Raw genomic sequence first — 12,584 nt, 5'->3', positions numbered from 1 at the left:
GGGCCGGTGATCGTTCTGGACACGTGAGCGGTCGGCACTGCGTATGCTCACATTGACGACGCATCTGTGCGAGCCATGGCCGAAGACGAAAGACGACCCTTGCGCGGAGGGCGGATGTTCACCCGCGATCCCTGGTTCGGCTTGCGAAGCCGACCACGGTTCGACGAGTTTCGACGATGGTGGCACCGCGAAAAAGCGAGGGCTGGGCTCGGCGATTTGACGACGCGGCGGGAGGCGGAGGATACTTACGCGGACTGGGCCAGTTCACATCCGCCGAAGGAGCGGTCGTAACGCATGGTCTCAAACACGCTCGTTCTGCCCCGGCAGTCTTCCGTCGCGGATGCCGCAGGCTCCGGTGATGAGGAAGCCTTGGTAGCCACGCTCGAAGACCTGAAGGGCCACGCGCCCTCCCCCGACGCCTTGAGGGACGTGGCGGAGATCCTGCAGTCCACACGATCCCGCCGCGTGCGGAATACGGCTGCGTTGGCGCTGGCGGACTGCGGTCTTGCGGAGATGTCCGAGCCCATCGTCACGACCTTGCGGGACGAACGGGTCGCCGGAGAAGCGGGAACGCTTCTGTTCGCTCTCAGCGAGCTGGGCGGCACCCTGCCGCTTGACTTGGCCGCTCGGCTGATCGCGAAGGGATCGTACGAAGCGCGTGCCGAAACGCTGATCTTCTTCGAGCTTGGCCGCGTCGATTGCGCCGACGAGGAAACGTACCGATCGGCGAAAGCCGCGTTGGCGGCCTTATTGACCTCCGAGAACGCTGAAGTCGCAGAAGCGGCGGATCTTGCCCTTTGCCTGCTGGATGCAACCGCCTGACGGGTATCGCTTACACGTCGATCATGTTCGCTTCTTGAGCCGCGGCGAGCGCGGCGTCGCTCTCGTCCTTCAGGGACACGCCGGTCAGCCCGCGGGCGAAGGCCTGGGTCAGGAGCCAGTCGAGCTTGAACACGGCGAGCGGGTGCGAGAGCCCGGCGGGGCGGACGTTCGAGATGCAGTTGCGCTCGGCGTCCGAGCGGCCGGGGCGCGGCGCGAAGGTGAGGTAGATCCCGAGGCTGTCGGGCGAGGACAGGCCGGGACGCTCGCCGATCAGCACCGCCACCGCGCGGGCCTTGAGGGCGCTCCCGACGGCGTCGCCGAGCGCGACGCGGGCCTGCGTTGCGACGACCACCGGCGCGAGCCGCCAGCCGGCCCGGTCGGCATGCGGCTTGAAGGCCGCAAGGAAACCGGCCGCGCCCTCGTGCACGGCACGGGCCGACAACCCGTCGGCGACGACGATCGCGAGATCGACCGGATCGCCGGCGGCCTCTTCGAGGGCCTGGCGGCCCTCCTCCGCCAAGGCGCGCCCGAGGTCGGGCCGGCGCAGGTAGGTCGCGCGGTCGGCCGCCCGCGAGGCGACCCGGAGCGTCGCGAAACCCAACGCCGCGATCGCCCGTGCGATCGCATCGGCATCCATCGGCGCGTGCACGGCGTCGCGGGCCTGGGCGTGGGCGAGGCCGAAGCGCAGGACCTCGCGGGTCGGCAGGCCGCTCCCGGCCCGCCCGAGGCCGATCCGGGCGGGCGTCAGCCCGGCGAGCCGCGCCCAGACCTTCGCGTCCTCGCTCATGCGGCGAGCCCTGAAGCGTCGGCGAGCAGCGGCGATCCCGGCTCGGCGGGCAGCAGCGTGCCGTGATCGTCCGTCATCCCGAGGGCGTGCAGCCACGCCTCGAACTCGGGGGCGCGCTTGAGGCCCAGAACCTCGCGGACGTAGAGGGAGTCGTGGAACGAGGTGGATTGGTAGTTCAGCATCACGTCGTCGGCGCCGGGCACGCCCATCACGTAGGTGCAGCCGGCCGCCCCCAGCAGCGTCAGCAGCACGTCCATGTCGTTCTGGTCGGCCTCGGCGTGGTTGGTGTAGCAGACGTCCACGCCGAGCGGGACGCCCATCAGCTTGCCGCAGAAGTGGTCCTCGAGCCCGGCGCGGATGATCTCCTTGCCGTCGTAGAGGTATTCCGGCCCGATGAAGCCGACGACGGTGTTGACGAGAAGCGGCCGGAACGGGCGCGCCACCGCGTAGGCCCGCGCCTCCAGCGTCTGCTGGTCGATGCCGTGATGGGCGTTCGCGGACAGCGCCGAGCCCTGCCCGGTCTCGAAGTACATGCCGTTGTCGCCGACCGTCCCGCGCTTCAGCGCCAGCATCGCCTCGTGCGCCTCCTTCAGGATCGCCAGCGTGACGCCGAACCCGGCATTGGCGCCCTGCGTGCCGGCGATCGACTGGAACACGAGGTCGACCGGCAGCCCACGGTTCATCGCCTCAAGGGTGGTGGTGACGTGGGTCAGCACGCAGCCCTGCGTCGGGATCGCATGGCGCTGGATGATCGCGTCGAGGAGGTGGAGGAGCTTGCCCAGCGCGGCCACCGAGTCCGAGGCCGGGTTGATGCCGATCACCGCGTCGCCGCAGCCGTAGGACAACCCGTCGAGGATCGCCGCCGTGATCCCGGCGGGATCGTCGGTCGGGTGGTTCGGCTGCAGCCGCACGGCCATCGTGCCGGGCAGGCCGATGGTGTTGCGGAACCGGGTCACCACCCGGCACTTCCGGGCGATCAGGATCAGGTCCTGGTTGCGCGAGATCTTCGAGACCGCCGCCGCCATCTCCGGCGTGATCCCGGGCGCGATCCGCGCCAGCGTCTCGCTGGTCGCGACGAGCAGGAATTCGCGAAAGTCGCCGACGGTGAGGTGCGCGATCTCGGAGAACGCCGCCGCATCGTGGCCGTCGAGGATCAGCCGGGTGACGTCGTCGTCCTCGTAGGCGATCAGGGGCTTGGCCAGGATCTCGCGCAGCGGCACGTCGGCGAGGCACCAGCGCGCGGCCGACCCCTCCTCCGCCGATTCCGCGGCGAGCCCCGCGAGCCGGTCGCCGGAGCGGACCGGCGTCGCCTTCGCCATCAGCTCGGCAAGGTCGGCGAACGCCCAGCTGCGCGGGCCGACGACGTGGCGGTAGGCCATGGGAGTCCTTTATCGAACCAGCGGCAGGCCCTCTCCGCGAGGGAAAGAGAAGCATATGCCCTCCGTGTTCGATGGCGAACCCTACGCCGCGCCCGCATGCGGCGCCGGCACCTCCGTCGAGATCGCGTCGACCGTGCGCTGGGGCGGGCTGCCGAGGCCGTCCGAGCGCGTGATGCGGATCTGCTGGTTGACCGGCTGCATGTTGCCGTAGGGCGTCGAGAACGCGATCTCGGCGGCATCCCGGCCGACGCCGATGCGCACCAGGCCGTCGAGATCGGCCTGGCGGGTCGCGTCGAACAGCCACCAGCGCCCGTCGAGATAGGCCTCGAACACCGCGTGGAAGTCGCTCGGCACCAGGCCGTGCGCGTAGCAGGACACGAAGCGGGCGGGGATGCCCAGCGCGCGGCAGAAGGCGGTGCCGATATGCGCGAAGTCGCGGCACACGCCCGCGCGCTTGAGCAGGCTCTCGTCGGCGGTGGTCTCGCCGTCGCTGGTGCCCGGCTTGTAGGTCATGTGGTCGTGGATCCAGTTGCAGATCTGGTTGACCCGTTGATGCCCCTTCGGCAGCGCGCCGAACTCGGCCTGGGCGAACGGCGTCAGCCGATCGGACGAGACGAAGCGGCTCGGCAGCAGGAACGGCAGGATGTCGAGCGGCAGCGCCGAGATCGGCGTCTCGTTGATCGTCGCCGGGTCGGCCCGGTGGACGGTGAGCTCGACCTCGGCGTTGTATTCCAGCGCGAACTGGCCCATCGGCACGTTGACGCCGAGGTAACGGTTGAGCAGATCGGGCGTCGTGTAGATGTCGCGCTTCAGGTTCGGCGTCAGCACGAGGGATTCGCTGAGAATCTCAAGGCTTCGCAGGCGCGCGACCTCCAGGTTGAAGATGAAGGTCGTGTCCGAAAGGATGTTGTAGGACAGGCTGCAGCCGAGAGTGTAGCGCATCGGGCCTCCGTAGCGTTGCCGAGGGTCTAGCCCAAGCAAGGAGCACGCCCGTTCCGAGGTTCCCCGAGCTCGACGGCGCGATCGATCAGGCGGTCCGAACGTCGCCGCGCGGCAACAGGACGACGGTCAGCGAGCGCACGCCCTGCGCCCCGTGGATCAATACGCCCTCGATGTCGGCGGTGGCGGAGGGGCCGGTGTGCAGGACGGCGTAGGCCGCCCCGGCGAAGTCCGGCCGCTTGTAGGCCGCCTGGACGTTGACGACGATGTCGGCAGGGTCGAGCAGCACCACGAGGTGCTGGGCGAGGTAGGCCACCGCATTCACCACCAGCTCGGCCTCGGTGAACAGCACCGATCCGGTCTCGGCGATGCCGAAGCGGGCGCGCACGATCGCGACGTCGACGTCGTCGACCGCCTGCGGCCGGGTGACGGCGGAGAGGTCGCGGTTGCCGGCATGTTCCGGCACGGCGGAGGCGACGACCTTCGCCGCGTCCAGGCGCTCGCGCACGTGGCCGAGCGGATCGCCGGCGGGGCCGGCCTCGACCACGCGCCCGCCCATGCGCTTCAGCGCCTCGGTGAAGGCCGCGACGTGGTCGTCGGCGACCAGCGGGGCGAAGACCGGGACCTGCGGCAGCGGGTGGTCGCCGGCCGGCCGGTTCCGGCGGATCGCGGCCAGCGTCGCCGCGCGGGTGCCGGCGCTCACGACACGTCCTTCTTCGCCGCGCCGGCCATGCGGTTCTGCTTGTACCAGGCGTGGAAGCTCTGCTTCGGGGCGTCGGGCATCTCGCGCTTCTTCCCCCAGGTGTTGAGCGGGTTGTAGACGGCGAAGCGCGGCAGCGCGCGCAGCGCCGAATCCGCCGTGCCGATCGCCGCGCGGTAGGCGGCCGGGCGGCTCAGCACGGCGCCGGCCGCCTTCATCATGCCCTGCTTCAGGAGCGGGATCTGGTGCTCCTCGGCCAGCACCTTGCGCCAGGCGAAGATCTGCTCGTGGATGTTGATCTTCACCGGGCAGACGTTGGTGCAGGAGCCGTTCATCGTCGAGGAGAACGGCAGCGTCGAGTATTTCCGCTTGTTGAAGGTCGGGTCGATGATCAGGCCTATCGGCCCGGCATAGGTCGCCCCGTAGGAGAGCCCGCCCGAGCGGCGGTAGACCGGGCAGGTGTTCATGCAGGCGCCGCAGCGGATGCATTTCAGCGAGGTCCAGAACTCCTCCATGCCGAGGCGCTCGGAGCGGCCGTTGTCGACCAGCACGTAGTGCATCTCGGTGCCCGGCCGCGGCCCGCGGAAATGCGAGGTGTACTGGGTGATCGGCGAGCCGAGCGCCGAGCGCGACAGCAGGCGGATGAAGACGCCGAGGTCCTCGATGCGCGGGATGATCTTCTCGATGCCGATCGAGTGGATCTGCAGCGGCGGCACGTTGCCGGAGAGGTCGGCGTTGCCCTCGTTGGTGCAGGTGACGACCGTGCCGGTCTCGGCGATGGCGAAGTTGCAGCCGGTCATCCCGGCATCGGCGTTGAGGATGTAGGGGCGCGTGGTCTCGCGCTGGCTCTCGGCAAGGTAGTGGGCGTCGTCGTTGTCCGGGTCGGTGCCCAGCGTCTTCGCGAAGACCTCGGCGACGTCCATCCGGGTCTTGTGGACGGCCGGCGCCACGATGTGGCTCGGCTCCTCGTTGTCGAGCTGCTGGATGCGCTCGCCGAGATCGGTCTCGATGATCTCGATCCCGCTGGCCGCCATGTGGTGCCGGAAGCCGCACTCCTCGGTGAGCATCGACTTCGACTTCACCAGCGTCCTCGCGCCGTGGCTGCGGAGGATCTCGAGCACGATGCGGTTGTGGTCGGCCCCGTCCGCGGCCCAGTGGACGTGGACGCCGTTGGCCTTCGCCGCCGCCTCGAACTGCTCGAGATAGGTATCGAGGCGGCTCAGCGTGTGCGCCTTGATGTTCGAGGCGATCTCGCGAAGCTCCTCCCATTCGGGGATGCCGTGGGCCGAGACGTCGCGCTTCTTGCGCAGGTCCCACAGGCGCTCGTCGTGCGCCGCCTGATGCAGCGGCGCGGCGAGGAAGCGCTCGGCGGCCTCGCCCTGGTCGATCGGCCGGTTGCCGCGGATCTTGGCCCCGCGCGGCTGCGGCTCGCGCGTCTTCGGCGCGGCGATCGGCTTCGAGGCCGCCTCGGCGTGCTGGAGGCGGCCGCCGTCCTGGTGGCGCTCGCTCTCGTCGACGGGCGCGCGGACCTCGGGATGGATCATGCCGCCGGTCTCGCGGGGCGTGAGATCTTCGATGCTCATGCGGCGGCTCCGTTGAGGACCTGCGCGATGTGGATGTACTTCAGCGGCACGCCGAGGCGCTCGGCGCAGCCCTTCTGGTGCATCATGCACGAGGAATCGGCCGAGACGACGTAGGCCGCCCCGGCGCGCGCCTGATCGGTCACCTTGTCGTAGCCCATCTTGGCGGAGACCGCCGGCTCGAACACCGAGAAGGTGCCGCCGAAGCCGCAGCACTCGTCGGGCCGCGTCAGCGACACGATCTCGATGCCCTTCACCTTGGAGAGCAGGTCGAGCGGCTTCGAGTAGGGCGGCGCGACGATCTCGGAGGGCCGGGCGTGGTGGATGCCGCGCAGGGCATTGCAGTTCGAGTGGTAGGCGACCTTGTGCGGGAACGACGCCCAGGGGAATTCCTCGATCTTCAGCACGTCGTGCAGGAACTCGACCAGCTCGAAGGTCTTGCGCCGCACGCCGACCACCTCCTCCGTCTGCGGGATCGCGGTGAGGTGCTCGCGGACCTGGTGCACGCAGCTGCCCGAGGGCGCGACGACGTAATCGAACGGGGCGAAGTTCTTGACGAACAGGGCTTCCGTGGCGGCGGCCTCCGCGTGGCAGCCGGTGTTGGTCATCGGCTGGCCGCAGCAGGTCTGGTCGAACGGGTACGCCACATCGAGCCCGAGGCGCTCCAGCAGTTCGAGCGTGGCGATGCCGACCTCCGGCTCGAAGGCGTCGACGTAACAGGGGACGAACAGTCCGATCCGCATGTTCCTGCCATCTTCCTCGGCCGATTCCCCCGGCCGTCCGCGTCGGCCGTTCGCCGACGCCCTCAGGCGCCGACCTCGACCAGCAGCTTGCCGAAGTTGCCGCCGGTGTAGAGGCTGTCGAGGTGCTCGAGCGCCCGCGCGAGGCCCGGCCGGACGTCCTGCCGGGTCTTGATCCGGCCTTCCGCCATCCAGCCGCCGAGCGCCTGCACCGCCTCGTCCCAGCGCGCGGCGTAGTCGGTGACGATGAAGCCCTGCACCGTGAGCCTGCGCATCAGCATCTGCCGCCACGCCGCGGACGCTGCCGGCCCCGGGCGCTCCGCGGTGTCGTTGTAGGAGGCGATCAGGCCGCACAGCGGCATCCGCCCGAACAGGCGCATCCGGGCGAACACCGCGTCTGAGACCGCCCCGCCGACCTGCTCGAAGTTGATGTCGACGCCGTCGGGCGCCAGCGCGTCGAGGCGGGCGCCGACATCCTCGCTGCGGTAGTCGATCGCCGCGTCGAACCCGAGCTCGTCGACGACGAACCGGCACTTGTCCGGGCCGCCGGCGATGCCGATCACCCGGCAGCCCTTGATCTTGCCGATCTGCCCGACGATCTGGCCGACGCCGCCGGCGGCGGCCGAGACCACCAGGGTCTCGCCGGCCTTGGGGCGGCCGATGTCGAGCAGGCCGAAATACGCCGTCGGGCCGACGAGGCCGAACACGCCGAAGCCCACCGAGAGCGGCACGCCCGGCGGCAGGGCCAGGGGCTGCAGGCCCTGGCCGTCGGTGACCATGTGGTCGGCCCAGGCGCCCATCCCGGCATAGAGCGCGCCGACCTCGACCCCGTCCTTCCGGCTCTCGACCACCCGGCCGGCGACGAGGCCCCGCATTGGCTCGCCGAGGCCGACCGGCGGCATGTACTGCTCGGCGTCGCTCATCCAGATCCGGTTCGTCGGATCGAGCGACAGGTACAGGACCTGCAGCAGGAACTGCCCGGGCTGCAGCTCGGGCAGCGCCTCCGAGCCGTAGGCGAGGTCGCCCTCGGCGATCGTGCCGACGGGGCGGCGCGCGAGGCGCCAGATGTTCCGCTGCCGGGCCATGCGCGCCCTCCCGTATGTCTCGAACGCGCCATGCGCGCGCCGCGGCGCGCCCTGGAACGATTTCAATCCGGTCTATCGAATCAGGTTGGTCTTGGCGAGGTCGAGGACCGCGTCACCGCGTCCGCTCATCACCGCGCGCAGCATGTAGAGGCTGAAGCCCTTGACCTGCTGCCCATCGATCTTGGGCGGGATCGACAGCTCGTTGCGCGCCACCGCCACGTCGAGCAGCGACGGGCCGTCGAAGGCCAGGAACTCGCGGATCGCGCCTTCCAGCTCGCCCGGATCCTCGACGCGGATCGCGAAGATGCCGGCCGCCCGCGACATCGCGGCGAAGTCGGGGTTGTCCAGCGCGACGCCGGTCTCGAGGTAGCCCGCGGCCTTCATCTCCATCTCGACGAAGCCGAGCGAGCCGTTGTTGAACACCACCACCTTCAGCGGCAGCCGATGCTGGCGCAGCGTCAGGAAGTCGCCCATCAGCATGCTGAAGCCGCCGTCGCCGCACAGCGCGATCACCTCGCGCCGCGGGGCCGCCGCCTGGACGCCGATGCCCTGCACCATGGCGTTGGCCATCGAGCCGTGCACCCAGGAGCCGATGAGCCGGCGCCGGCCGTTCATCTTGAGGTAGCGCGCCGCCCAGATCGTCGGGGTGCCGACGTCGGCGGTGAACACCGCGTCGTCGGCGGCCGCCTCGCTCAGGAGCCGCGTGAGGTGCTGCGGGTGGATCGGCTTGCGCCCGGGCTTGCCCTCCGCCAGCTCGTCGAGGCCGGCGCGCGCCTTGGCGTAGTGCTTGAGGCTGCCGTCGAGCCAGGCGCGGTCGGTCTTGACCGCGAGCTTCGGCAGCAGCGCCTGGATCGTGGCGCCGACGTCGCCGACGAGGCCGAGGTCGAGCCGGCAGCGGCGCCCGAGCTCCTCCGGGCGCAGATCCACCTGCGCCACCTTCGCGTCGGCCGGGTAGAACTGCTTGTAGGGAAAGCCGGTGCCGAGCATCAACAGGGTCTCGCAGCCGTGCATGGCCGCGTAGCCGGACGAGAACCCGATCAGCCCGGTCATGCCGACGTCGTAGGGGTTGTCGTACTCGACGTATTCCTTGCCGCCGAGCGCGTGGACGATCGGGCTCTTCAGGGCCTCGGCCAGCTGCAGCAGCTCGGCATGCGCGCCCGCGCAGCCCCGGCCGCAGAGCAGCGTGATCTTCTTCGCGCCGTTGAGGAGCGCAGCGAGCGCGTCCAGGTCGGCCTCGGCCGGCCGCACCACGGGCTTCGGGGGCACGAGGCCGGCCTTCGTCGCGACCGCGCGGGCCGGCGCGTCCTTGAGCGCGACGTCGCCGGGAATGACGACGACCGCGACGCCGCGCTGCCCGATCGCGGCGCGCATCGCGTTCTCCAGCACGTAGGGAAGCTGGGCGGGGTCGGAGACCTGCTCGCAGTAGTGGCTGCAGCCGCGGAACAGCTCGGTCGGGTGCGTCTCCTGGAAGTAGCCCGAGCCAATCTCGGCCGACGGGATGTGCGCCACGATCGCCAGGACGGGCGTGCGCGAGCGGTGGCAATCGTAGAGGCCGTTGATGAGGTGGACGTGGCCGGGGCCGCACGAGCCGGCGCAGACCGCGAGCTCGCCGGTGATCTGGCTCTCGGCGCCGGCGGCGAAGGCCCCGGATTCCTCGTGGCGGACGTGGATCCACGCGATCACGCCGCGGGCCCGGATCGCCTCGGTGATCGCGTTCAGGCTGTCGCCGACGACCCCGTAGATGCGCCGGACGCCGGCCTCCTGCAGGGTCTCGACGACGTGGTCGGCGACGGTGGTGATCCGCATCGGTTCGGCTCCGGTTTTCGGAGGGCGAACCTTTTGCGGTGCAGCGCGGTTCCGGCTCGTGGATCGGGGCCGGTGACGGATGCCACGTTCGCCACGACGTCGCGCCGATGGCGGGCGTCGCGCGCAGCGCCGCTCAGCCAGCCGACGCCTCGCTCAGGATCGCCGCGATGATCGGGCGAAGCTTGGGAAGCGACACCGTCGCGATCTTCCAAAGGATGAGGTCGTCGATGCGATTGTACTCGTGCCGAAGCTTGTTGCCGACGGCTGCGATCTCGGACCACGGTACGGACGGAAAGCGTGTCTTCGCATCCGGCGGCACGTGCCGGCTCGCTTCCGATACGATCTCGACACATCGTTCGACGGCGAGGCGCATCACCAAGTCCATGCGATAATCGGCCAACGTTCGTCCCGCGACGATGTCCGCCGCCGCGTCGATCATCGTCAGGATGTCCGTGAGGCGCGCAATCGCCGACCGCTTCATCACAGGACCTGGATGGCCTCGCGTTCGATCTCGGCCCGCAATTGAGGATGCAGCCCTTCCCGCGTCGTCAGGTCGACCCGGCAGCCGAGGGCTTGAGCCAGGTAGGCCTCCGTCCTGAACAATTCGACGAAGCCGAACCGTTCGTATTGCGGGTCGACGAACAGGTCGACGTCGCTGTCGAGGCCGGCCTCGTCACGGGCGACGGAGCCGAAAAGGTAGAGCGCGAGTATGCCGGCCTCCTGAAGATGCCCCGCCCGCTCAGTCAGTCTGGCGATCACTTCGCTGCGCTGCATCGCGTATCACCGTCACCCGGCACGAAGGCCGCGCCGCCGGTACAGCGCGTGGGTCGCCGCACCGATTCCGTCACACGGCCCAGTGAACCCCAGGGCGCCGAAAAGCTCAATCGTCCATCTTCAGCGCGGCGATGAACGCCTCCTGCGGGATCTCGACGCGCCCGAACTGGCGCATCTTCTTCTTGCCTTCCTTCTGCTTGTCCAGGAGCTTGCGCTTGCGCGAGATGTCGCCGCCGTAGCACTTGGCGGTCACGTCCTTGGACAGCGCCTTGATCGTCTCGCGGGCGATGATCTTGCCGCCGAGCGCCGCCTGGACCGGGATCTGGAACAGGTGGCGCGGGATCAGGTCCTTCAGCTTCTCGCACATGGCGCGGCCGCGATGCTCGGCGCGGGAGCGGTGGACCAGCATCGAGAGGGCGTCGACCGGCTCGGCGTTGACGAGGATCGACATCTTGACGAGGTCGCCCTCGCGATAGTCGGAGATGTGGTAGTCGAACGACGCGTAGCCCTTCGAGATCGACTTGAGGCGGTCGTAGAAGTCGAACACCACCTCGTTCAGCGGCAGGTCGTAGACGACCATGGCACGCTTGCCCACGTAGTTGAGGTCGACCTGCGTGCCGCGGCGGTCCTGGCACAGCTTGAGCACGCCGCCGAGGTAGTCGTCCGGCGTGAGGATGGTGGCGCGGATCCACGGCTCCTCGATCGCCGTGATCTTCATCACGTCCGGCATGTCGGCCGGGTTGTGCAGCTCCTTCACCGTGCCGTCGGTCATCTGAAGGTGGTAGACGACGGAGGGCGCGGTCGAGATCAGGTCGAGGTTGAACTCGCGTTCCAGGCGCTCCTGGATGATCTCGAGGTGCAGGAGCCCGAGGAAGCCGCAGCGGAAGCCGAAGCCGAGCGCGGCGGAGGTCTCCATCTCGTAGGAGAACGACGCGTCGTTGAGCCGGAGCTTGCTCATGGCGCTGCGCAGGGTCTCGAACTCGGCCGCGTCGACGGGGAACAGCCCGCAGAACACCACCGACTGCACGTCCTTGAAGCCCGGCAGCATCTCCTTGCACGGGCGCTTGTCCTCCGTGAGCGTGTCGCCGACGCGGGTGTCGGCGACCTCCTTGATCGAGCCGGTGAAGAAGCCGACCTCGCCCGGCCCGAGCTCGCCGATGTCGGCCATCTTCGGCCGGAACACGCCGATCTTGTCGACGCCGTGCACCGCGTCGGCCCGCATCATGCGGATGTTCATGCCCTTCTTGAGCACGCCGTCGACGATGCGCACCAGCACGACGACGCCGAGGTAGACGTCGTACCAGCTGTCCACCAGCAGCGCCTTGAGGGGCGCGTCGCGGTCGCCCTTGGGCGGCGGCAGGCGCTTGACGATGGCCTCCAGCACCGCCTCGATGTTGAGACCGCTCTTGGCCGAGATCGCGACCGCTTCCGAGGCGTCGATGCCGATCACCTCCTCGATCTGCGCGCGGATGCGCTCCGGCTCGGCGGCCGGCAGGTCGATCTTGTTGAGGACCGGGACGATCTCGTGGTTGGCGTCGAGCGCCTGGTAGACGTTGGCCAGCGTCTGCGCCTCGACGCCCTGGCTCGCATCCACCACCAGCAGCGAGCCCTCGCAGGCGGCGAGCGAGCGCGAGACCTCGTAGGCGAAGTCGACGTGGCCGGGCGTGTCCATCAGGTTGAGGACGTAGTTCTTCCCGTCCTCGGCCTTGTATTCCAGGCGCACGGTCTGCGCCTTGATGGTGATGCCGCGCTCCTTCTCGATGTCCATCGAGTCGAGCATCTGCTCGCTCATGTCGCGCAGCGCCACGGTGCCCGTCGTCTGGATCAGGCGGTCGGCGAGCGTCGACTTGCCGTGGTCGATATGCGCGACGATCGAGAAGTTGCGGATGTTGTCGATCGGCGTAGTCGTCATCGATGCGGATCTCCGGCGCGCGTGCGGCCGGCCGAAGGGCCATCGCTGCGCGCCGTCTGA

At 69.4% G+C, this 12,584-nt stretch carries 12 protein-coding genes; 1 reads left to right on the top strand and 11 read right to left on the bottom strand.

The genetic code is table 11. The features are described from left to right. Positions 1–294: 294 nt before the first annotated feature. Positions 295–822, top strand: a complete 528-nt coding sequence (locus tag ACFZ8E_RS03655) for a hypothetical protein (protein ID WP_405042034.1) — start codon at positions 295–297, stop codon at positions 820–822. 10 nt (positions 823–832) lie between these two features. Here the strand turns inward: ACFZ8E_RS03655 and eutC are convergent, their stop codons facing one another. From eutC to lepA, 11 genes are all read right to left on the bottom strand, one after another. Further along, positions 833–1,609, bottom strand: a complete 777-nt coding sequence (gene eutC / locus ACFZ8E_RS03650; RefSeq protein ID WP_405042033.1) for an ethanolamine ammonia-lyase subunit EutC — start codon at positions 1,607–1,609, stop codon at positions 833–835. Beyond that, positions 1,606–2,988, bottom strand: a complete 1,383-nt coding sequence (locus ACFZ8E_RS03645; RefSeq protein ID WP_405042032.1) for an ethanolamine ammonia-lyase subunit EutB — start codon at positions 2,986–2,988, stop codon at positions 1,606–1,608. The genes eutC and ACFZ8E_RS03645 overlap by 4 nt, the downstream gene beginning before the upstream one ends. 81 nt (positions 2,989–3,069) lie before the next feature. Continuing rightward, positions 3,070–3,930 (bottom strand): transglutaminase family protein, encoded by an 861-nt coding sequence (locus ACFZ8E_RS03640; RefSeq protein ID WP_243934399.1) that lies wholly within the window; start codon positions 3,928–3,930, stop codon positions 3,070–3,072. A gap of 85 nt (positions 3,931–4,015) precedes the next feature. Continuing rightward, positions 4,016–4,630, bottom strand: coding sequence for a lactate utilization protein C (locus ACFZ8E_RS03635; protein WP_405042031.1), 615 nt, complete (start codon positions 4,628–4,630; stop codon positions 4,016–4,018). Next, positions 4,627–6,210 (bottom strand): lactate utilization protein B, encoded by a 1,584-nt coding sequence (locus tag ACFZ8E_RS03630; protein WP_243935873.1) that lies wholly within the window; start codon positions 6,208–6,210, stop codon positions 4,627–4,629. Before ACFZ8E_RS03630 ends, ACFZ8E_RS03635 begins: the two co-directional genes overlap by 4 nt. Then, positions 6,207–6,950: a (Fe-S)-binding protein gene (locus tag ACFZ8E_RS03625; protein WP_147726217.1), complete on the bottom strand. Its 744-nt coding sequence runs from the start codon at positions 6,948–6,950 to the stop codon at positions 6,207–6,209. Before ACFZ8E_RS03625 ends, ACFZ8E_RS03630 begins: the two co-directional genes overlap by 4 nt. Before the next feature lie 62 nt (positions 6,951–7,012). Continuing rightward, on the bottom strand, positions 7,013–8,032 hold the full coding sequence (locus ACFZ8E_RS03620) for an NADP-dependent oxidoreductase (RefSeq protein WP_405042030.1): 1,020 nt from the start codon (positions 8,030–8,032) through the stop codon (positions 7,013–7,015). A gap of 72 nt (positions 8,033–8,104) precedes the next feature. Then, entirely contained in the window at positions 8,105–9,838 is a 1,734-nt protein-coding gene (gene poxB, locus ACFZ8E_RS03615; RefSeq protein WP_243934408.1) for a ubiquinone-dependent pyruvate dehydrogenase, read from the bottom strand. A gap of 133 nt (positions 9,839–9,971) precedes the next feature. Continuing rightward, positions 9,972–10,277, bottom strand: a complete 306-nt coding sequence (locus tag ACFZ8E_RS03610) for a DUF86 domain-containing protein (protein WP_243950204.1) — start codon at positions 10,275–10,277, stop codon at positions 9,972–9,974. Positions 10,278–10,318: 41 nt separating this feature from the next. After that, positions 10,319–10,612, bottom strand: a complete 294-nt coding sequence (locus ACFZ8E_RS03605; RefSeq protein ID WP_243934410.1) for a nucleotidyltransferase family protein — start codon at positions 10,610–10,612, stop codon at positions 10,319–10,321. A 106-nt stretch (positions 10,613–10,718) separates the two neighbouring features. Next, complete coding sequence (gene lepA, locus ACFZ8E_RS03600) at positions 10,719–12,524, bottom strand: translation elongation factor 4 (protein ID WP_147726221.1); 1,806 nt, start codon at positions 12,522–12,524, stop codon at positions 10,719–10,721. Positions 12,525–12,584: the final 60 nt, after the last annotated feature.

The organism is Methylobacterium sp. HMF5984 (genome assembly GCF_045033435.1).
Classification (GTDB): domain Bacteria; phylum Pseudomonadota; class Alphaproteobacteria; order Rhizobiales; family Beijerinckiaceae; genus Methylobacterium.
The sequence above is the reverse complement of the archived record's forward strand: the minus strand, read 5'-3'. Positions and strand labels throughout refer to the sequence as shown.